Source organism: Providencia sp. JUb39, from assembly GCF_012272845.1.
GTDB lineage: Bacteria > Pseudomonadota > Gammaproteobacteria > Enterobacterales > Enterobacteriaceae > Providencia > Providencia lanzhouensis.
The window spans coordinates 2,876,244-2,895,635 of the sequence record NZ_JAAWXD020000001.1 but is presented as its reverse complement, the minus strand read 5'-3'; the positions used below and the strand labels follow the sequence as shown (position 1 = coordinate 2,895,635).

Here is a 19,392-nt window from a genome sequence, read left to right as displayed (position 1 = left end):
CCTATTTATCATTGACCAATGTACAGGTTGTACTTTGGCAGGTGTAATTTAATAGCTTTGGTGAGCCATAATCATCAATATACGTTACGACCATTTTCGGTGATTTTGTTTTGTTATCAGGTAATGAATACACCGAATTACTATTTGGCTTAATGATAATTTCTTGGAAATTATCAACTTTGCTCAAATTGTCATTAATGTTAATCACAACAACATGGTATGGCGTTGGATTGATAAGTTTTAATCCGTTGCCTGTTTTCTCAACTTTTAACTCTTTTTGCCAATTATTATCAGGGTATTTTTTTAATCCTGTTGGGCGATAAAAAAGCTTAAATCGTGATTGAATAACAATTTCAACTGCATTTTCCATTTCACTTTTAGGGGGGATCCCTAAGATATTAAAATAGAATAAGGTTTCTTTATCTTTCGCAGCGTTAAGATTATTTTTTGATGCGCTGATTCTTACCTGTTTCTTTTGCTTAGGGTCAATGCGCTGTAATAGTGGTAATGCAATTAATGGTTCATTAATTTTATGACCATTTTCATTCTCAATCCATGATTGCACTAAAAAAGGATCTTTATTATCCGTATTTTCAACAACGATACTCACTCCTTTACTGGCTTCATCATAAATAACACGTGTGCGATCAGCTGAAATTGATGCATATGTACATGTGCTAGTGAATAATAAACTGCTAATAATTAATTTAAATTTTGTCATGGTATTTATTCTTTATTACAAATTATATTATGAATATTTTGGATGTTTTGGTTTCCAATCACTAATTGACATGATTGCCCACCATTCCATTTAATGGTTAATTTTTGATTAGGTTGAATTCCAGTCAAATAAACTTGACCATCTTCTGCAATCATCCCTAATACAGTATCTTTTGCTGAATCATAAACTAAAGCACCAAATGGCGGTGTTTTTCCATCAGGAAAGTGAATGGTCATTAACGCTTTTTCACCAATAATCGTATTGAGTTTTGCATAGCCAACCGCACCATCCGTTAATGTTGATTCAATCACGCTATCATCGATATTGACATTGTCAGGGACACTATTCAGATCAATATACTGAGTGGATTTGTAGTATGTTGGTACATTACTAATTGCCGCTAAACCAAATCTATTGGTAATCGACTCATCTTGATTGATAGAAACATCTTTAGCGTTATCGGTATCAATAACCATTCTTGCCTGATTATCATATACTCTGCGATGCAATACAGGACCTTGACGCGTAACGGTTAATGAGCCATTTAAGGATCCACTTAAGGTACGATAATCATTACCATATGAACCCGTCATTTGAGCCGTACCATACTGAGTATCACGATATACCGACGTGTTTAATGTTGTGTTATCAAAAAAGTCTCTTGTTGATAGCCCTAAACTGACATTGTTGTTGTCTATATTTGTATGGTAGCTAACGTTATTACTGTATTTTTTATCACGGTCGTTGTAAGAACCAAAATATTGTAAACGTGAATTTTTTTCGCCACCAAAAGGAACGCTTAAAGAAAGATAAGCTTGTTTAGATCGTTTTCCTTTCACATAGCTACTTTCGCTAATAGATAATGATAAAAGTGCATTATCAAAAAAATCATTATTAATCGTTTTATTGAATGATAAGTTTAAAGTATCGTTGCTTTTAGATTCATTCCAATAGCTTTCTCTCGAATAGCTTAAACTCACATCTGAATTTAAATCAGGAATTTGTTGTGTAAATGAAGTAGTAAAAACATTTTTTTGGCGATAATTAATATTCGTTGGATTACCTTTTGTATAAATAAAATTATTTACGGACATAAATCCTTCATTTGAGAATTGATATCCCGTTAAATCAAGTCGACTTGAATTGGAAAATCGTTTTGCATAGTTGATTCTATAACTTTCCCCAGTACCTGAGTTAGTGGTATGTAAACGATTTTTAGACTGCGTAATATCAAATGATATGGCCCCAAAACGCTCCATATTTAAGCCTATACCTGCATTATATGCATGGTATTCGTTATCTGATGTTGCAAATAATCCACCAAAGGCGGATAAGTTGTTCAATAATCCCCAAGAAAATTCTGTTGAGATAAAGTTATTATCGACATTTTTATCATCCATTGGGGCTAATTGACCTGCATTTAATTTATATTGCAACATGCCAGGTCGAGTTAAAAATGGGATATTTGTTGATGATATTTGGTACTCTCTCACCGACCCATCTTCTTCGGTTATTTTTACATCTAATGTTCCAGATAAAGCAGAACTTAAGTTATCAATTGAAAAAGGTCCAGGTGCAACTTTGACTTGGTTTAATATACGACCATTCTGAGAGATAACGACAGTTGCATTACTGGTTGCTGTCCCTGTTACATTCGGAGCATAACCTCTTAGAGCTGCAGGTAGCATATTATCATCAGTAAAAACACTGACACCATTAAAGCGTACGGAATCAAAAATTTGACTCGCAGTATAATATTTTCCTGCAAAAAATTTAGCTGATAAATCGGGTAAATCAGTAAAAATATATGTTTGAACCCATTTGAAATTATCATTCTTACTGTCATTAAAATCTTTTTGGAATTGATAATTACTCCTGAGTCTCCAGCGCCCAACGTTAGCACCAATGGTACCAAATGAGCTTAAGTTATTTGTATTTTGCGTATTTTTATATTTGATGTAGTTTTCAATAATATTATAATCCAATACAAGTGCATTAATACCCACTTCACGTTGCATTGGGGGGACCCAGTTTTCATCTGAATATAAAAAATAGGCTTGTGGTATTGATAATGCGAGCTCTTGCTTTTCATCATCAAAGTGCGATGTAATATTCTTATCTTGAACAGATAAGTCATAGCATTGACCTTCTGCCCACGTAGGTATCTTATCGATAAATACTTTTTTTAGACCGATAGTTTCTATTAGATTTTTTGAAATACAAGGCTGTACAACGCCATCTCTTTTGAGAAAATCGATTTTATCAAAAAAGTTTATTCTTCGTCCATTGACAGAGACATTAGAGAAATAAGAGCCTTCCTGTGAGGTTCCTTTTTCAAATGAACTCAAATCAATATTAGTGTCACCTGAAATAGACAAAGCATCCTGATTAAATTGAACAGAGTCCGCATTAACATAGTTTGTATATAGAAATAAGCTAGAAATTAAACTAGTCACTATGTTTTTATTAAATTTGTTCATTTTTATTGGCCGGAGTATGCTATAAAATATTGTTTTTATTTTTATTATTTCAATAAACCTGGATATGCTATAACTAAAAGACACAGCATACCCAGTAAATTAATTACTAATTAAAATTTAATATAATGATTATATAATATTAATCTTAAAAATTATTGGTAATCTAAAACGTAAGCTACGGTTGATTTAACAGACCCCGAAGTCGCTTGACCTAACGCTTGCATACGTGCAGATAAATTAATGGTATTGGCTCCAGCAGTCATATTTTGGGTAATAGTATCGCCTGACTTGATGCTTTGGCCTGCATCATTTTGGAATAATACGCCAACATTTTGTGCAGTACCGCTGTTTGCCCATAAGTTACCCGCAGGATCCATCTGCCCTGTAAAGCTGACTTTTACTTTAGAAAAATCTGTTCCGCTTGCAGATGGGTCTAATACACAGTTAGATAACTCTAATGTGAAGTCTACGTTAGGACCTTGTGCACCCGCAGTTTTTAATGATACTGCAGGTATCGAACCTAATTGAACTTCTTTGTTGATTGACGATGGTGCAATTGAACAAGCACCAGTATTCACTGTGCCATTAAATTCAATAGTACCGCTTCCTACATCTACTGCAAATGCAGTGGATGCCGCACCTAAAGTTAATGCGATAACAGAAGAGGCTAATAACGTCTTTTTCATTTTTAAATCCTTAATAGATAGTATTAATTTTAATAAACTAAGACTTTGCCTTAGTAGGTTAATAATGTGATGCCAATATACATCGGTACCACAGTGATGTGATGGAAATCTAAGTGTTCATTAATTTTAACGATTTATAGTGCCCAAAAACATGAACATAGATTATTCTTGAAGAGGATAAATAAATATAAGGGGATCCTTAAAAGCTACAGCTTGCTAGGTCTAATGCAATTGCTTATTAATACGTTTCTGTATTCACCATCCAATTATTTATTTGTACTGTTGAAATATCTTCAAAAAAGTAATGTATGCTCACCTTAAAAAAATCAGCTATCATAACTAAAGAGTCTATATCAATTCTATTGATACCACGTTCATAACGAGAAAACTGTTGTTGACTCACATTTAAATACGAAGCAATTTCTGTTCCTGTTAACCCATACTCTTTTCTAAGTGTTTTTATTCTGCTCCCCACTATTTTGGCAATAGGATATTTTCCTGTCATTTTCATTTCCTTCATGACATATAAGTTTGAGTAGTGCTTAACATCAATAGGCAAAAATTCTAATTAAATAAGTATAAAACCTCAAATGCGTAGACGAGTAAGATATAAAAATAATCATTAGTTTTTTTTATTAAAACTGTTTGGTTCAGACTAAATTAGGTTATTTCTTTATTCTTATATTAAATTTAATGAAACAATCATAGAGTAGGGCGTCATTTTTCAGGTAAACGGCGCGATAAAATACGGATGTTTATCCTTGCTAATTCAAAAATACAGTTGTTTTATCTAAATAGTAACTTAATAGTAGTTATGTCGGATTAAATACTGTCAAGTTGGAGCCCTTGATGAGAAATATACAATTAACATGATGTTTTGAACGGTGAATTTTTTATGGGTAGGGCGATAGCGGAGTATTAATTGTTATCAAAATCTAGAGTTTAGAATTGCTTCTACCTTAATTCTCTTCTTATAAAAATGAATTGCTATTGATCATTAAACTCTTTCATTACTCATCATTGACTACAATTTTTACCATCAACTTTGGATTTGTTTCATCGCTCTCGTTTGGTTTTCCGATCGTACTGTTTGGTATTTTTAATCATCAGCCAACAATAAGCTGAATAAACCATACAAATATTAAGGCTAAAAAAGAGTAGTCAACGATGAAAAAAAATATTATTGTTATATTATAACATAACAAATGGAGGGGCTATGAAGCCGAATATTCATCCGGATTATCGGACAGTGATTTTTCACGATACCGCTGCTGATGTGTATTTCAAAGTTGGGTCGACGATAAAAACAGAGAGAACTGTTGAGTTTGAAGGGCAAAGTTATCCATATGTTCTTCTCGATGTGTCCTCTCATTCACACCCGTTTTATACAGGGAAACAGAAAACCCATTCACAGGAAGGGAACGTTGCTCGCTTTAATAAGCGTTTTGGGAATTTTGTTCAAACGAGAGAAGAAAAATGATGGTAAAAAATATTCTTTCATTACTTGTGCTTGCTGGTTTATTCAGTCACACAGCAATGGCGCATGAACATCATCATGATAAGCCGCAAACGGAAGCACAACGCAATGCTGCAAAAGGTATTTTTGATAATAGTGATATTAAAGACCGTCAATTGAGTGATTGGGACGGTGTTTGGCAATCTGTGGAGCCTTATCTTGCTAATGGAACGTTAGATCCTGTACTGCAGGATAAGGCTGCAAAGAATAAGGATAAAACAGCGCAAGAATATCGAGATTATTATGCCAAAGGATATAAAACCGATGTGGATATGATTGGTATTGAGAATAATACTATTGAATTCCACCGAGGGGATAAGGTCGCTCAGTGCCAATATGATTACGCGGGTTACCGAGTTTTAAATTATTCTTCGGGTAAGAAGGGCGTCCGTTATTTATTTGAGTGTAAGGATAGAAAGAGTCAAGCTCCTAAGTTTATCCAATTCAGTGATCATATTATTGCGCCAGAAAAAGCTGGGCATTTTCATCTCTATATGGGAAATGAATCTCAAGAGGCTTTATTGACTCAATTAGAGAATTGGCCAACGTATTATCCATATTCTATGAGCGGTAAGGATATTGTGCATGAAATGATGCATCATTGATGGGTTGTTGGAGGCAGCCTAAAGTGGTAGTTAGGTTATATTATATTAGGCTGCGCAGGATATAAAAAAGCCCGCTAATGATGAATTGGCGGGCTGGCGGGAGTTGAATCCGCATTCGACCTTTTTCAATTTATTGATTATTAAAGGGTATTTTGAAGGGGATTCAATCATGTGCACTAGACGTGCACACGGAGGTCATGGGGTCTTCATATTGGAGAGCGTGTTTAAAACCCAACTACATGAATGAGCTAAAATTCAATATAGTGATGAAATTACATAATCAGTATTAAATATGTTTTTTGCTAAAATCTATATATTTTATCTGCTCAACATTCAATATATTGCAAATTTTTCGATATATTTCCAAAATATCTCTACATATCAAAAAATGAAACCTATGATCACTAGTTGTCACAGGGTGGGATTTTTTTAGAAAAACAGTCATCTCGTTAATGCTGTATGTTATATCATTATCTTTTGTATAATATCCCAATGTATGAATAGTATTTCTCATTTCCCTAAGAACATTAATGCATTCTAAGAATTTTATTTTATCTTCCTTACTTATTGGTTTCTCAGTTTTTTGACAAAGTTTTAACACTGAGTCTATTTTGTTTTTTGCTGGAATATTTTTATGATAATAGTTCTCACTGTTGGCAATTTTTTCTTTACTTTCTTTTAGGTAATAAACATCAGAAATAAACATTTCAAAAGCAGAAAAAATCGCGGTGGAAAAATCTAAAAACATACTTCCTATCATTTCATCATTTCTATTAACATATAAATTTTGAATTTCCTTCAATCCTCGATCCTGTCGAGGAAAACTATATCCTTCTTTAAATAAACCTTTAGTACAAACGCCCATAGTTAATTTCACAGGCTCTCTATGAAGAACAACTAGTGACTCATCATTAACAAAATTATAAATTAATAAGTCAATACTATGTAATAAAGACGTATAAATTGAGTGTTGTCTATAAATTTTATCATCTTTAGGCGGAGGGATTATGCTTTCTTGTTCTTCAAGATACCCCATGACCAGATCTCTTAGCTTGTATAATTCAATTATTCTAAGCATTGAATTCTTATCAAAATCTTTAGAAAAAGATAAATTTAAATTTTCAATGATATCAGTATTATTACATATTTTTTGAAAGTCCATATAAACCACCATAATATTAATCTAAATAATCATTTTTCATGATAAGCTATAATAGCTAAGCTAGGAATTTTTATTTAATATTAACAAATGAAGGCATGGCTAGAATTCACAGTCCCCCCATCATACTCCTTAAGATACCCCCCATAGTGCCTAAACAACATCTCAGGTCCCTTATGTCCCATTTGCCCAGCTAACCAAAACAGGTTAGCACCTTGGCTGATATGTCTTGTAGCAAAGGTATGTCTCGTTTGATAAGGATTACGATACCGAATACCTGCTTTCTTCAGCGTTGGCACCCATGCTTTCTTTCTGATTGCATCAGCGCCTGCCCAGGCTTTATTTGTTTTCGGGTCTTCAAAAATTACACCATCTTTCATATATGTGAATTGCTTTTGCTCATTTATGGCGTTCATGGCTTCATTATTCAATTCAACTTTTCTGGTACCTGCTTTGGTTTTGGTTTTCTTAATAACACCGACGACGCTGGCGGATTGCACGTGTGCGGTATTTTCTATGAAATCGATATCACTCCATCTCAATGCACATAATTCAGAGCTTCTTAAACCAGTATTAATGGCAAACTGAAATAAGTTTTTCCATTGCTCATATCTTGCCGCAGCGAGTAGGGCGCAGACTTCTTTAGGTGATAATGGATCAACAATATAGTTACTTTCGGCACCACTATTTTTTGATTGATATCTTGATGCTGATACTAAGCTGACAGGATTAATTGATATAATCCCATCAGTAATGGCTTCATCTAGCGAGCTACGCAAGAAAGAGAGCTGATTACGGATAGTTTTTAATACTGTCGTTTGCTTCTGTATCCAATTTTTAAGAATAGCAGGAGTAAGTGATGAAACATGGAATTGGTGTAAATCTGATAAGGCATTTTTACACTTTTCATAGCCTTTGATAGTCGATGGTGACAGATTTCTAGTTTCACAAATTACAAGATACTCCTCCAAATAATCAATAACTCTTTTTTCACGATTATTATCCCCGAAGAAATTTGATTTTTTAGAGTTAGGAAAATACTTGTGATAATTAAATGTACCTTTTTCAATATTATTTTGAATTTCAGCGAGTAGCCTTTCTGCATATTTAATATTTTTATTATCTACGGTTAGTCTGGATAGGGGTTCCCTACACAGAACCCCTTTATAAGTGAATGTAATAACCAACGTATTTTTGGTTTTATTTTGACGGATGGTTACGCCTCTTGGTAATAGGTATCCTGCTTGTTTTTTCTGACCCACTTGTTGACTTCCTTTATATCAATCCAACGCTCCTTTGAACCATCGACCTTTAATACATGCACTCCCTCTTGCCAGAAGCGCCTTTGAACTCGTTTATTGATTGCATCAGTGCTCTCACCAAACAATTCGCAGTATTTAGATATTGGTAAGCACTCAACAGAAAGGTTTGTATGCATAATAGTCTCCATATTTTGCTATAGATGGATTTAATTATTGATTCTCTCTTAGATGCCTCATTACGGCTCTCACATTCTTGCTATTTTACAGTAGAACCTCGTATTACAAGCAGTAATATATATCCGATTATTGGCATGGTTATTTAATATTGGATGTATACAGGAATGTTTCGTTTATCGTCTGATTCTTCATACACAGTAGAACAGCCACAATCGTGTATATTTTCAACTCCGGTTACTGACATGTAGCCAATTGGATTATTTCTACTTAGCCCCTTAAAGTGATAAATTAGAATTTGAGCTTCATGCTTCATTATCTCAATATTAATCTTAGATGATTTACTATTTTTTAGTTCAAGTTCAATTTTTGCCGCTATTTCTAATAATTCATCGCTAACTTTCATTTTTTATTTTCACTCCCCGTCTCTTTAATAATTCAATTGATTCTGTAATAGCCCTGTTATACCCAAACGCGTAGCTATTACCTTGTGATGGGTTAGGTTCTTTAGTTGGTAATTCAACCTCTAAACTCTGGAGTGATGCTTGCCATGCTTTGTGGCATTGACGTTTTACGGATTGAAGTAAAGTATTTTCTGATTGAGACTCAATTAACGGATACTTTTTTTTAAACCATTCTTCAAATTGCAGCCTTGATTTATCCATCACTCCACCTTTTAATGTGATTTATTACAAATTTAGTTACCTTCCGTATTTGCCGCCTTGTCGGTTTTACAACAAACTTCTTTTCAGCTAAAGTTCGTAACCATCACCAGAGACTGCAACGATGCAAAGTAAGAAGTGATTCTTTTTAATGGTTGTTCTTTCCGCTGATATATAATAAATCGGCTTCTCAATCATATTCATTCCTCTTCATTGCATTTGTTTAATCGCTAGGATTAAAACGTTTCATCAGCCTTTTAAATTTATAGCCTATAGTTAATTAGAACTTTCTAATTATTTTTATAGTCCTTGCCGATGCTCCCATGCGTCGGTTTTTTTTTGCAAACTTTCAAAATAATAGTATCTATTTGTTTTTATTCGTGTACTTTGGTTGTTGGGGCTAGGTTTAAGCTTCATTTAATGATTAATTCCCTTGTTAGAATTATACCGTCTAAGTTGACGGTTTTTTTATTGCATCCTTGCAAATATATCCTTTGGTTAAATCAAATAAATAGCGTGGCGAGGATAGGGGAGTCCGATAGGGGCAAAGGGAATATCATCGTCAAAATCCATCGGTGGTTCAATATGTTGTGATGCTTGTTGTTGGTGTTGACTAGGCCGCTGTGTTTGCTGTCGTGGTTCCGAGCTTCTTGCTTGGCTATTATTACCTAGCATTTGCATTGTTCCATTGATGCCTATAAAAACTTCAGTAATATTTTTTTCTTGCCCATCATTCCCTTGATATTTACGAGTTCGGAGTTTACCTTCGATATAAACTTGACTGCCTTTTCTTAGATATTGTCCGGCTATTTCCGCTAACTTTCCTTGTATGGAAATATTATGCCAATCAGTGCGTTCTCTTTGTTCGCCAGTATTTCGGTCATTCCATATTTCACTTGTCGCAACTGAAAAACTAGCAAATGCAGTACCAGTTGGTGCATATCTAACTATTGGGTCATTACCTAGATAACCAATAATGATGACCTTATTTACTCCTCTATCTGCCATTTATGCCGCCTTTTTAAGTTCGTTAATTCTTATTCCTGTTAACCGTTTACACTCTTCTTGCTGAGTACTGTTTCCGTTGAGTTCATTCCATACTTTTTTGTATTCATTTGTGATCACTAGTTCGCTAGTTGCTTTATACAAAAAGCCTGTGTAATCACTTAATATTTGCTCTGGTGTTCTTGGTGCTACATCATGTACCTCCGAGTCAGCGTCAACCGCCGTTTCCTCGGTCGGTATACAGAACGCTTGAAATGCTGCATACTTGTATGCAATCGACATTGCTTTATTTGTGGCTTTGTCTCCGCTATCCATCGCCTCACCATAAGTCATGACCGTGTGTTTGCTGCCATCTGAGACAGACACAAAATCAAACTCAGCTTTTACAGTGACATAATTTAATACGCCTCCGCCCTTACTAGTTCGTTCACATACAGAGCGCTCAGTACAGCGAGTTAAGATAAGCAATCCATGCTTAACTAATACGGGGGCTAGGGCGTTATATACCGCATCAATACTCCTAAACGCATAATTAACGCCACCACCTTCTGGTTTTTCCTTACTAATGCCTTTTTCTGCTAGTTCCTTGGCAACATTACTTATTGCTTTGTATACCTCACTCATAATTACCTCCTAAATTTAGTCGCCCATATTTCTACCTTGACCATAGCCGTAGTTGTCTGGAGCGATTCCTTTCGCTATATAACGCGCATATCTCATCAGGTCTTCTGCAATCCGTTGCTGTTCGATGTGATCTGGTAGAGGAGGGAAAAATTTCGACATTGCTAGATTTGATTGCCATACACTTGTGGCTTCGCGTTGCTTCCCTGATGCGTTTATATCTTGAGGCTTTCCTTGCCTAGATAATTTGATTTGCTCTATCGCTGAGTTTAACGCTACTTCTTTTATAGGATGAGATGGAAAGCATCTAACTAGATATTTACCCATATTCACCTCTCATCCATCGAATAGGGGTCGATTGCTGCTGAACACCTAAGCTTTCCATGCGATAGTATTCAGCTTCTTCTTCGCGCTCTCTGCGTCTTTTCTCGGCATCCAGCCTTTGCTTTAGTTCACATTCTGAAGTTTTCATATCTCATCCTTACGTGAATGCGTATGACCCACGAGAGTTAACTTGACGTAGGATTCGATTTGTTTTTTCGCATTGCTGCTTAAATTTCCAATCAGCGACTAATTCGTCTATTTGCTTATCAGTCATGTCAGATTCGCGCAGTAGGGCGAATATTTGCTGTTTTATGTATTTCTGCTTTGCGTTCATATTTGACTCCATATGCTTTCTTTAATGTTTCATTTGCTTCGCTCCATCCATTCTCATCCTTGAGATAGCGTGCAATTCCAGCTTGTGATTGAGCTAAACAAAGTTTGTATTTATCAATATTCATGCTTATCTCCGGATGTGCGAAATCCTCACTTATCTTGCGATAGCGATAGAAAGTACCCTGGTGTTGGTAATATTTATTCGGTTAAATATGAAAGATGTAGGTCTTTTTTAATGGATAATGTCTCTGACTAGTGTTTTTAATGCGGCTTTTTTGAGTGCAGTTTTCACCGCGGTATTCCCGATTAGATTTTTCACAAATTCATCCAATAGCATTTGAATATTTGGCTCATTTTCAGGTACGGATATTTCAGCCATACCTTTTACTTTTGGTTGCATTTCATCAGACAGAATGAGTTTCAAATTAATATCTACTGATGCTTTAGCGTGTGGCATTTTGCCTCCTTATGTGTGTTTTTTTTGAGTGAAATAAGTATCAAATTGCCTGCTTTTAACCACGTCAGGCGAGGTGGTTCCCTCTATACCCCTACAGAGAGAAATAGGCTATAATCCGCTCACCTCTACAGATAAGAGATATACAGCCATGCCAAATTGGATTGAGGCAGTAATTGCCTATTTGAAAAATCAAGTATCGCTGAGGTTTGCTATGGTGTGGTTACTGTATTTGGTCGCTCTGTGGGTGCTTTTACCAGAATCATTTTTTGAATTTATTAACGCAAAGCCGATCATTGGTTCGGTAAATAATATCAACGCTATTCTTTCTATTATTCCAGTCAGCTTCCTACTTTCAGACGCAACAAAAAGAGTATATAAATTAACTTTCGGTATTATTGAACCCATAAAGGAAAAAGCAATAAAACGGGAAAATCAAAATAAAATATCATCTGTTATTTCAAATCTTTCCGAAGATGAAAAGGGCTATCTAGCCATGTTCATTGACACTGGAAAGGAGTTTCTAGGCGGGAAAAGAAATGACCCTGTTATTAACTCACTGTTGGATAAAGACATTCTCCATGATTCGTCAAAGCATTTGAGTATGAGATACGCCAATGAATTTATAATTAACCCAGATTATTACTCAGAATGTGTTAGACAATTCACTGGATATTTTAATAAATAAATTTTACACACATGAATCTCCTTTGTTATTCAACTTAGCGCCCTCGTAAAGACGCTAGAGTAAGTATTGCTACTCGATGAATGATTAAATTTCTGGCATGATTGCCGCCACAACTTTGTCGGTTTCTTCTTGGTTGATTACTTCGAAGTACTTATCTCTAAGGGTTTGGATTTATTAAAGCTTTCTTCGCTGATGTCATTGAACTTAAAAGAAGTTCCGAATTTAACTTGAAAGTTTTCTTCAAACCAACAGAAACGAACAGATAGTTTTGACTCATCAGGGTTATGCGTTTTTTTTACCAAAACCTGTCTACCGTGTGATGTAAACTCTTTAAATCATACTTTCATTTCCTCCTAGTTACTCACCATAGCTCACTCACTGAATGGGCTTTTAAGCTCTTGCCGTTACTTCGCCAGATTCTAATAGCGTTCCTGATTTACGATATTTGGCTGAGTAAATACTAGCGTTGGGTAAGCAGGTATTATCTACTGAGTCATAAACTTTAGTACTGTGAATTGATATTGCTTTTTCAACTCGGCTAATTGGTTTTACATTTTTTCTTGTTGGAGATATTGAATCCAATTTCATTTCAATATTTTTTTTCGAAATAGCTTCAGCTTTTCGTCTAGCGTGACGCCTATTTCTAGATAATCCTCGCAAAAATTCTGGTTTGCGTGATTTTTTCACATAAATAGTTGCCATATGCCCTCCAAATAGTTGGTTTTGGTGAGAATAAGGATTGAAACCCTTAATTATATCTGTTTTGACAGGGCGGTTTCCCATGTCGGGGCAGAACTCTCTGGAGTGAGTGAACACCTTATTCTCACAAAAACCTTCTGAGAAGGTTGCCGCTTTATCAGCGACTCCATTCTGATAGTTAATACACAGCTCACTATCATCGTTGTTAAAGAGCACCAACGAGCTGTGTTCCGTTGATGTTTATAATATTCACAAATCGTGATTTTAATGTCAACCACAAATTGTGTTTAATTATCGATTTATATACTAACGTGATGATTTTAAATGAAAAATATTTTATCTTTAGACACGATTTGTGATTTAATTCACATTCGTAGGGGCGTGAGGGCATAAAAAAAGCCCCTTAGGGCTCTTATGTTTATTTGTGATCTCTTTTGTACAAAGACCACTCTTCAATTTTTTCACCAGAGGGGAGGGTGCAATATCCGACTTGTCCATCATTGGTGTTAACTATATCTAGTTTCCCGCCAACTTTCACACAATAAACAGAAGCAGGGTTAGCCATTCCTACTTGTGTTGGCGGATTTTCATTTTTTCCTGAAGAGCAGGCAGTTAACGAAATTAAAGCTGATAAAAGCATGATTTTTTTCATATGGTTATCCATTTAGGTGACGTGGGTTTTATATACAAAAAAGCCCTCGAGAGAAGGGCTGGGGGGGTTAATTCTGTTGGTAATGAGTTATGGTTGAAGCATTAGCTCTTTCTATTAAACCTGAACGCTCCTTATAGCTCCCTTGAACTGTGACAGGTTTGTTTTTCTTAAATGCATCAAACAAGATGTCGACCTCTGTTTGAGTGATGAAACTTAGGTCAACGTAAAGGGGAAATGAAATATCTGACCCTTTTTCACTGCAAGTTACAGTCAGCTTATCTGGGCTGCGCTTAATCCCTTCTATTTCTAAATTCTTAATGGAGTCTTTTGTTTCTAGTTTTGGTGTAGGGTTTGCTAAGAATTCATTAAGCTCTTTATTTCCAAGAGTTGATGTCTTCCCTGCTGAATATATCTCTACTTTATCAGCATTAGAGAATGGTTTTAGTGCTTTTTCATATGCTTGTGATGACTTAGCTTCTATTTCATCAAGGATAGCTGGCTTCCCACCATTGACTTTAAGGGCTTCAATGATCCCATCTTTGAGTGTTTTTTGTAGCTCCAGTGTAGTTGATAGCTCTGTTTTTTCTTTCTCTAATTCTGCCTGCCTAGTTGAATGGTTGTCCAAAGCGAAGTACCCAGCAATTGTGAGCACTGTCACTATATAGCAGGTAGCTTTTAAATTCCCATTCATGCCTTCAGTCACCTTTTTGAATGCATCCCCACACGCAGTTATTGCATCTTTAAATTCTGCTAATAACTGAGTGCAACCAGGTTCTATCTTGAATATTACCTCTAAAGCTTCTTTTTCTGAGTCTTTTAGGTATCTTAGGTTATCAGAGCCATACCTAATAATACAGTAAACCTTTAGAAGTTCATTATGGAAGTCTCTCAATCCATTACAAATTGAGGATGTTAATTGACCTGTAAACTGGTCTCCTTCACCAAAAGCTTTAATTTTTACATTAGCTAGTTCCGATAGATCAATTTGATCTATATCTAACTGTTCGCCTTTTATAATCCTATTTATAACTAACGAAACCTCAGATAGGTTGGTTATTTTTATAACATCCATTTGCTCAGCCTTTAATCTTGTTAAACATGAATAATCTGGCGTTAAAATAAGCGATACAGTTATTATTATTTTTGTTTGTTGGCTTTGGTTGACAAAACGCGTCAACCAAATTTAAGTTTTACTTTTGCTCTGTCAATCACACCCTAAAGGGGCGTCATGCATCAGAAAACCATCGACCATATTTGCCAAAACGCGTCATCATCAAAGTCAATCAAGAAAGCAATAATGACTATAGCAATAAAATACAGTATTACTAACTTATGGTCCTTTATGTACTTCCACAATTTTTTCATCTACTCAGATTAATGGCTATTGAAGGTAACTAGTAACAGTAGAATAACACTGTGTATTGAAAGATGACTATATTATCAGTGGTTTAATGTGTTTTTTTTGGGCTGTGTTGCTTTATGTTGAAAGCTCCATTAACCAAAAAAGTAACCTTGCAAGTCATCTTCTACAAGCTTAATAGCATCTGAAAAACTACCTAACATTTTTTCATCGTAATGATGCCAGTTACTGTCTTTATCCATCCATAGTAGTGACCAAGAGCCTGTGATTTTGTTATGTATTATTTTTGCTACAGGTTCTTCTACTCTTGAATCACTCCATGTTAGCTGTCTAACCTCGAATATAACGACCGAGTCATCTTCAATACGATACTGTAAATCGAGCTCATCTCTTAGATGTTCTGCTGGGCGGCGTTTTTCTAAGAAAAATTCCATGCACTTTTCAATATTTGCTAGTTCAATATCATTGAATGCCATGCTTTCTCCTCAAAAGGTGTCATCAGACCATTGACACTTTATAACTTTACCTATGATTTCGCAGTTTTCATTTATTGGGATTAAATCAAATTTCGGGTTAAGAGGTTCAAGGAATGTTTGCCCTGATTCTCTAATTAATTTTTTAAATGTAAATTCGTTACCGTTTAGCCTAGCGATACAAAAATCACCAATATTCACTGGTTCTTTTGGGTCAATAAGTATCAACATTCCTTCAGGAAAGCTAGGTTTACCTCCTTGTGCTGCTGTCATTGAATGACCTTCAACCTCAAGCCAAAAAGCGCGATCACTTGCTTTCTTCGCTGTAGGTATCCATGCGATGGCATCTTTCTCTGTATAAGAGTTACTATTTTCGGTAAACGCGCCTGCTTGAATTTTGGTCAGTAATGGGTATTCGTAATTACTAATAACTTGATCGCTTTGAGCACCAAACATTAACTCTGCTGGTGATACACCAAGTGCCTCGCTGATGACCAATGCATCATCAGCACTTATTTTTCTTTCCCCGAGTTCATAATTTCCAATTCTAGAAGCAGCAGAATACCCGCACAGCTTTGCCAGTTGCGCTTGGCTTAACTTCCTTGATTCACGAATAGATTTTAGTCTTTCGCCAATGATTTCATTTATTTTTTTCATATTAATCTTTTAACACAAAATGTGGTTTAAGTGTTCAAACAATTCGTGATTGACAGGTAATCACATATTGTGTGTAATGTGGCTTGTAAACATGGAGGATGCTCATATGAATAACATTGCGGAACAGCGAAAAAAATTAGGAATTTCTCAGTCTGTTTTAGCTTCATCAATCGGGTGGGGTCAATCTCGTATCGCAAACTACGAGTCAAACATCAGAACACCTAGCCTTAATGATTGTCGAGTAATTGTCGAGGCACTGCAAAAACTTGGAGCAAAATGCTCCCTAGATGATGTTTTCCCTCCGCAAACAGCATAAATTTTAGCTCTTTAACAATCGCAGGATTCTTGACTGCTACGGAGTCGCTGATAAAGCGGCAGCTTTACCAAATATGAACACCCCCACAGGATCGTGGGCAACGGATTAACTGTATATGAAGGAATATAAATTATGGAAAACGCAAATTCACGCAAATCGTTTAATCGATTTGTATCTAATCACTTGGTGGCAACCGCTTATCAAGTTATCAGAACAACATCTCAAACCGTCATCGCTAAATCATTAGGCGTTCATGATTCAACTATCACTCGTAGAACCGAAAAGATACCTGAGCTATGCGAGATATTAGCAGCGGCAGGGATAATTGATTTTGTTTTGCCGGGTGAAAAGAAAATTAGTGAAGAGGAATATCGCTTTTTGTGGAAGCAAATGGCTGAGTTTTCGCTATGGAAAACAGGTTCATTACAGGAGGTAAATATCAATGAGTCCTGATGAATTTATCCGCAGCAACATCATTAAAAAACTCACTGATTCAGGTTATCAGGGGGGGCTTTAGAATTAGCCGCTGATGAGGGGTTATCTCACTTTAGAAGATGCTCACAAGCTAGTCGTCGTGGAGCAATGTTTGAGGATTGTTATCACGCAGCTAAGACATGGATAGAAAAATATGGTGACAAGCAACCAACGGGAAGTAAGCGAAGAACGAAGCAGTCTAGTAAGCAAGTTTCAATGTTCTAAAAAAGAAAAGCCTCAAATGTGGCACAAAGTGAGGCTCAAATAGAACTTATTTAAATAGAAACTACAGAGGTAATTATACATGAATAAAAAATTTAATTACACAACAAATCGATATGGAGGGCGCTATGAGTATTGTTAGGCATGTGGATTTTGCTAATAAGCGACGATTGGCTGATAAATCGGGGGAGCAAGTGGCTAGTCTTGATAATGGCTATATGCGTCTAGCTACCAGTATCAGTAGGCTCAAGCCAAAGCTAAAAATGGCTGGAAGAGAGCATCAGGTATTCGATGCTGTGATTGATTGCACATATGGCTGGAATAAATCAGAGGATAAGGTAACCAACACCTATCTAGCAGAAATGACAGGGTTAGATGACTCTGATATCGGTAATGCGTTAAAGGTTTTGGCTGAGAGAAAAATTATCAATCTCAGAAAAATCGGCGGATTTAAGCTGGTAAGTGTCAACGTAAATCTTGAACAATGGCAGTTAGAAAGACTGCCCAAAAAACGCCCAAAAACACCACAAAAAAAGTTGGGCGAAATCGCCCAAAAAGTTGGGCAAAAAAAGGTTTCTAGTTTGGCGAAATCACCCAACACCAAAAACAGTCTTACCAAAGACAATAATATTAATAATTTTTCGTCCGAGAATTCTAACGAATCCTCTGACCACTCACTGGATAACATTTTAACCTTGAAGGCTGATGCTGTTGTTTGTTCCCCCAAAGGTAATAAGTGGGGAAATGCTGATGACCTTAAGGCAGCTCAATGGATTTACTCGCAAGTGTTGATAATCAGTCCTACATCCAAAGAGCCAAACTGGTCATCATGGGCTAATGATATTCGCTTGATGCGCCAACTAGACGGGTATTCCCACAAAGATATTTGCCGATTATTCCAATGGGCTAATCGCGATTCCTTCTGGTGTAGCGTCGTGTTATCTCCTGCAAAACTTCGCAAAAAATGGGCGACTTTAGTCATTCAAAGTCAGCAACCAAACCGAAACAAACGAGCTGTAGAGCAAGAGCCAACACAAAGCTGGAATACTCGTGAAGCATGGGAGAATGAATTTATATGAAATCTCATTTGGAAACTGCAATTGCTAATCGTGATGCAGGCGCACTGGCTAAAATTGCTCAAGACAGTACGCCGCAAAAAGTAGTAAACCCACAAGCTGAGCAACTCGTTGATGTGTTATTCCGAAACCTGAAACAAATCTTTCCTGCTGCAGTAAACACCATATTCAAAAATGAAAGTGACGAGCTCGCGGCTAAGCGACAGTGGGTTGCCGCCTTTGCTGAAAATGGAATTACTACCCGCGAGCAACTTCAAAACGGAATGAGACACGCGAGGGCAAGTGATTCGCCTTTTTTCCCCGCAGTCGGTCAATTCATCAAGTGGTGCAAACAGGAAGACTTTACTCAGCTCGGATTGCCCACAGAAACTGAACTATACGACATGTTCAAGAAGTATTGCTCTGAGCGAGGTTGGCGTAGATTTAATTGGCAGTCGAACGCTTGTTATTGGATGGTCACTAAAATTTACTCAGAAATGCGAAGTCGAAACTTATCGGATTCAGAGGTTATAAAACTTTGCGCGTCGGAGCTTAAGGCTATGGCTAATCGTATTAAATTAGGTGAGAAAATACCTGATCCAGTTTTGCAACTTGAAAGCCTAGTGATACCCACTAAGCGTGACAAAGCGTTATCAATCATTGCCGATTGGAAAAACAAATATGGATTTAAGTCAGGGGAGCGATAAGACGATTGGAGCGGCCAGTGGGAATCGAACCCACATCATCAGCTTGGAAGGCTGAGGTAATAGCCATTATACGATGGCCGCTAGGTA

The 19,392-nt window shown here is 36.2% G+C and carries 27 protein-coding genes, 1 tRNA gene and 1 pseudogene; 7 read left to right on the top strand and 22 right to left on the bottom strand.

The window, feature by feature from the left end; genetic code table 11:
• Position 1 precedes the first annotated feature (1 nt).
• The 4 genes from HFU86_RS13600 to HFU86_RS13585 all read right to left on the bottom strand — a co-directional run bounded on the left by HFU86_RS13600 (position 2) and on the right by HFU86_RS13585 (position 4,392).
• Complete coding sequence (locus HFU86_RS13600) at positions 2-721, bottom strand: fimbrial biogenesis chaperone (protein ID WP_187129468.1); 720 nt, start codon at positions 719-721, stop codon at positions 2-4.
• Positions 722-726: 5 nt separating this feature from the next.
• Entirely contained in the window at positions 727-3,201 is a 2,475-nt protein-coding gene (locus HFU86_RS13595) for a fimbria/pilus outer membrane usher protein (RefSeq protein ID WP_187129467.1), read from the bottom strand.
• A gap of 152 nt (positions 3,202-3,353) precedes the next feature.
• Entirely contained in the window at positions 3,354-3,887 is a 534-nt protein-coding gene (locus tag HFU86_RS13590; protein WP_187129466.1) for a fimbrial protein, read from the bottom strand.
• 238 nt (positions 3,888-4,125) lie between these two features.
• Positions 4,126-4,392, bottom strand: a complete 267-nt coding sequence (locus HFU86_RS13585) for a helix-turn-helix domain-containing protein (RefSeq protein ID WP_255425984.1) — start codon at positions 4,390-4,392, stop codon at positions 4,126-4,128.
• 711 nt (positions 4,393-5,103) lie between these two features.
• On the opposite strand from HFU86_RS13585, the gene HFU86_RS13580 reads away from it, so the two are divergent.
• Entirely contained in the window at positions 5,104-5,367 is a 264-nt protein-coding gene (locus tag HFU86_RS13580; RefSeq protein ID WP_036951056.1) for a type B 50S ribosomal protein L31, read from the top strand.
• The gene (gene zinT, locus HFU86_RS13575; RefSeq protein WP_432206739.1) at positions 5,367-6,008 is read left to right on the top strand and encodes a metal-binding protein ZinT; all 642 of its coding nucleotides are present in this window, start codon (positions 5,367-5,369) and stop codon (positions 6,006-6,008) included. Before HFU86_RS13580 ends, zinT begins: the two co-directional genes overlap by 1 nt.
• Before the next feature lie 286 nt (positions 6,009-6,294).
• On the opposite strand, the gene HFU86_RS13570 is transcribed toward zinT, so the two are convergent.
• The 12 genes and pseudogenes from HFU86_RS13570 to HFU86_RS13520 form a co-directional block, all read right to left on the bottom strand.
• The gene (locus tag HFU86_RS13570) at positions 6,295-7,170 is read right to left on the bottom strand and encodes a hypothetical protein (protein ID WP_187129464.1); all 876 of its coding nucleotides are present in this window, start codon (positions 7,168-7,170) and stop codon (positions 6,295-6,297) included.
• Between the two features lie 80 nt (positions 7,171-7,250).
• Positions 7,251-8,429: an Arm DNA-binding domain-containing protein gene (locus HFU86_RS13565; RefSeq protein ID WP_187129463.1), complete on the bottom strand. Its 1,179-nt coding sequence runs from the start codon at positions 8,427-8,429 to the stop codon at positions 7,251-7,253.
• Entirely contained in the window at positions 8,384-8,605 is a 222-nt protein-coding gene (locus HFU86_RS13560) for an excisionase (RefSeq protein ID WP_255425983.1), read from the bottom strand. Before HFU86_RS13560 ends, HFU86_RS13565 begins: the two co-directional genes overlap by 46 nt.
• A gap of 143 nt (positions 8,606-8,748) precedes the next feature.
• The gene (locus HFU86_RS13555; protein WP_187129461.1) at positions 8,749-9,009 is read right to left on the bottom strand and encodes a hypothetical protein; all 261 of its coding nucleotides are present in this window, start codon (positions 9,007-9,009) and stop codon (positions 8,749-8,751) included.
• Positions 8,999-9,268 carry a hypothetical protein gene (locus HFU86_RS13550; protein ID WP_187129460.1) on the bottom strand — a complete coding sequence of 90 codons (270 nt, stop codon included), beginning with the start codon at positions 9,266-9,268 and terminating at the stop codon, positions 8,999-9,001. Before HFU86_RS13550 ends, HFU86_RS13555 begins: the two co-directional genes overlap by 11 nt.
• Positions 9,261-9,347: pseudogene (locus HFU86_RS20335) on the bottom strand (DUF7279 family protein); the annotation flags it as partial. The pseudogene HFU86_RS20335 and the gene HFU86_RS13550, both read right to left, overlap by 8 nt.
• 416 nt (positions 9,348-9,763) lie before the next feature.
• Positions 9,764-10,273, bottom strand: a complete 510-nt coding sequence (ssb, locus tag HFU86_RS13545) for a single-stranded DNA-binding protein (RefSeq protein WP_154631308.1) — start codon at positions 10,271-10,273, stop codon at positions 9,764-9,766.
• Entirely contained in the window at positions 10,274-10,894 is a 621-nt protein-coding gene (locus tag HFU86_RS13540; protein ID WP_036975070.1) for an ERF family protein, read from the bottom strand.
• Positions 10,895-10,909: 15 nt separating this feature from the next.
• Positions 10,910-11,218 (bottom strand): hypothetical protein, encoded by a 309-nt coding sequence (locus HFU86_RS13535; protein ID WP_036975068.1) that lies wholly within the window; start codon positions 11,216-11,218, stop codon positions 10,910-10,912.
• Positions 11,211-11,363: a hypothetical protein gene (locus HFU86_RS13530; protein ID WP_154631310.1), complete on the bottom strand. Its 153-nt coding sequence runs from the start codon at positions 11,361-11,363 to the stop codon at positions 11,211-11,213. The genes HFU86_RS13535 and HFU86_RS13530 overlap by 8 nt, the downstream gene beginning before the upstream one ends.
• Positions 11,364-11,490: 127 nt before the next feature.
• Positions 11,491-11,673, bottom strand: coding sequence for a host cell division inhibitory peptide Kil (locus HFU86_RS13525; protein WP_187129459.1), 183 nt, complete (start codon positions 11,671-11,673; stop codon positions 11,491-11,493).
• A gap of 107 nt (positions 11,674-11,780) precedes the next feature.
• Positions 11,781-12,005 (bottom strand): hypothetical protein, encoded by a 225-nt coding sequence (locus HFU86_RS13520; RefSeq protein ID WP_006658121.1) that lies wholly within the window; start codon positions 12,003-12,005, stop codon positions 11,781-11,783.
• 148 nt (positions 12,006-12,153) lie between these two features.
• On the opposite strand from HFU86_RS13520, the gene HFU86_RS13515 reads away from it, so the two are divergent.
• Positions 12,154-12,690: a super-infection exclusion protein B gene (locus HFU86_RS13515; protein ID WP_154631194.1), complete on the top strand. Its 537-nt coding sequence runs from the start codon at positions 12,154-12,156 to the stop codon at positions 12,688-12,690.
• 390 nt (positions 12,691-13,080) lie between these two features.
• Here HFU86_RS13515 and HFU86_RS13510 read toward each other — a convergent pair whose 3' ends face one another.
• The 5 genes from HFU86_RS13510 to HFU86_RS13490 form a co-directional block, all read right to left on the bottom strand.
• Complete coding sequence (locus HFU86_RS13510) at positions 13,081-13,392, bottom strand: transcriptional antitermination N peptide (protein WP_187129458.1); 312 nt, start codon at positions 13,390-13,392, stop codon at positions 13,081-13,083.
• A 415-nt stretch (positions 13,393-13,807) separates the two neighbouring features.
• Positions 13,808-14,041, bottom strand: a complete 234-nt coding sequence (locus HFU86_RS13505) for a putative hemolysin (RefSeq protein ID WP_187129457.1) — start codon at positions 14,039-14,041, stop codon at positions 13,808-13,810.
• Positions 14,042-14,108: 67 nt separating this feature from the next.
• On the bottom strand, positions 14,109-15,113 hold the full coding sequence (locus HFU86_RS13500; RefSeq protein WP_036951022.1) for a hypothetical protein: 1,005 nt from the start codon (positions 15,111-15,113) through the stop codon (positions 14,109-14,111).
• Positions 15,114-15,535: 422 nt separating this feature from the next.
• Positions 15,536-15,877: a DUF3024 domain-containing protein gene (locus HFU86_RS13495; protein WP_006658129.1), complete on the bottom strand. Its 342-nt coding sequence runs from the start codon at positions 15,875-15,877 to the stop codon at positions 15,536-15,538.
• Between the two features lie 9 nt (positions 15,878-15,886).
• A complete protein-coding gene (locus tag HFU86_RS13490) occupies positions 15,887-16,531 on the bottom strand; it encodes a LexA family protein (RefSeq protein ID WP_126437210.1) in 645 nt (214 codons plus the stop codon).
• A 106-nt stretch (positions 16,532-16,637) separates the two neighbouring features.
• Here HFU86_RS13490 and HFU86_RS13485 point away from each other — a divergent pair, with 106 nt between their 5' ends.
• The 4 genes from HFU86_RS13485 to HFU86_RS13470 all read left to right on the top strand — a co-directional run bounded on the left by HFU86_RS13485 (position 16,638) and on the right by HFU86_RS13470 (position 19,305).
• Positions 16,638-16,847: a helix-turn-helix transcriptional regulator gene (locus HFU86_RS13485; RefSeq protein WP_126437208.1), complete on the top strand. Its 210-nt coding sequence runs from the start codon at positions 16,638-16,640 to the stop codon at positions 16,845-16,847.
• A gap of 132 nt (positions 16,848-16,979) precedes the next feature.
• Positions 16,980-17,300 (top strand): hypothetical protein, encoded by a 321-nt coding sequence (locus tag HFU86_RS13480; protein WP_187129456.1) that lies wholly within the window; start codon positions 16,980-16,982, stop codon positions 17,298-17,300.
• 371 nt (positions 17,301-17,671) lie between these two features.
• Positions 17,672-18,622, top strand: a complete 951-nt coding sequence (locus HFU86_RS13475; RefSeq protein ID WP_255425982.1) for a replication protein — start codon at positions 17,672-17,674, stop codon at positions 18,620-18,622.
• Positions 18,619-19,305, top strand: coding sequence for a replication protein P (locus HFU86_RS13470; protein ID WP_187129454.1), 687 nt, complete (start codon positions 18,619-18,621; stop codon positions 19,303-19,305). Before HFU86_RS13475 ends, HFU86_RS13470 begins: the two co-directional genes overlap by 4 nt.
• Positions 19,306-19,311: 6 nt before the next feature.
• On the opposite strand, the gene HFU86_RS13465 is transcribed toward HFU86_RS13470, so the two are convergent.
• A tRNA-Gly gene (locus HFU86_RS13465) sits at positions 19,312-19,386 on the bottom strand.
• Between the last annotated feature and the right edge of the window lie 6 nt (positions 19,387-19,392).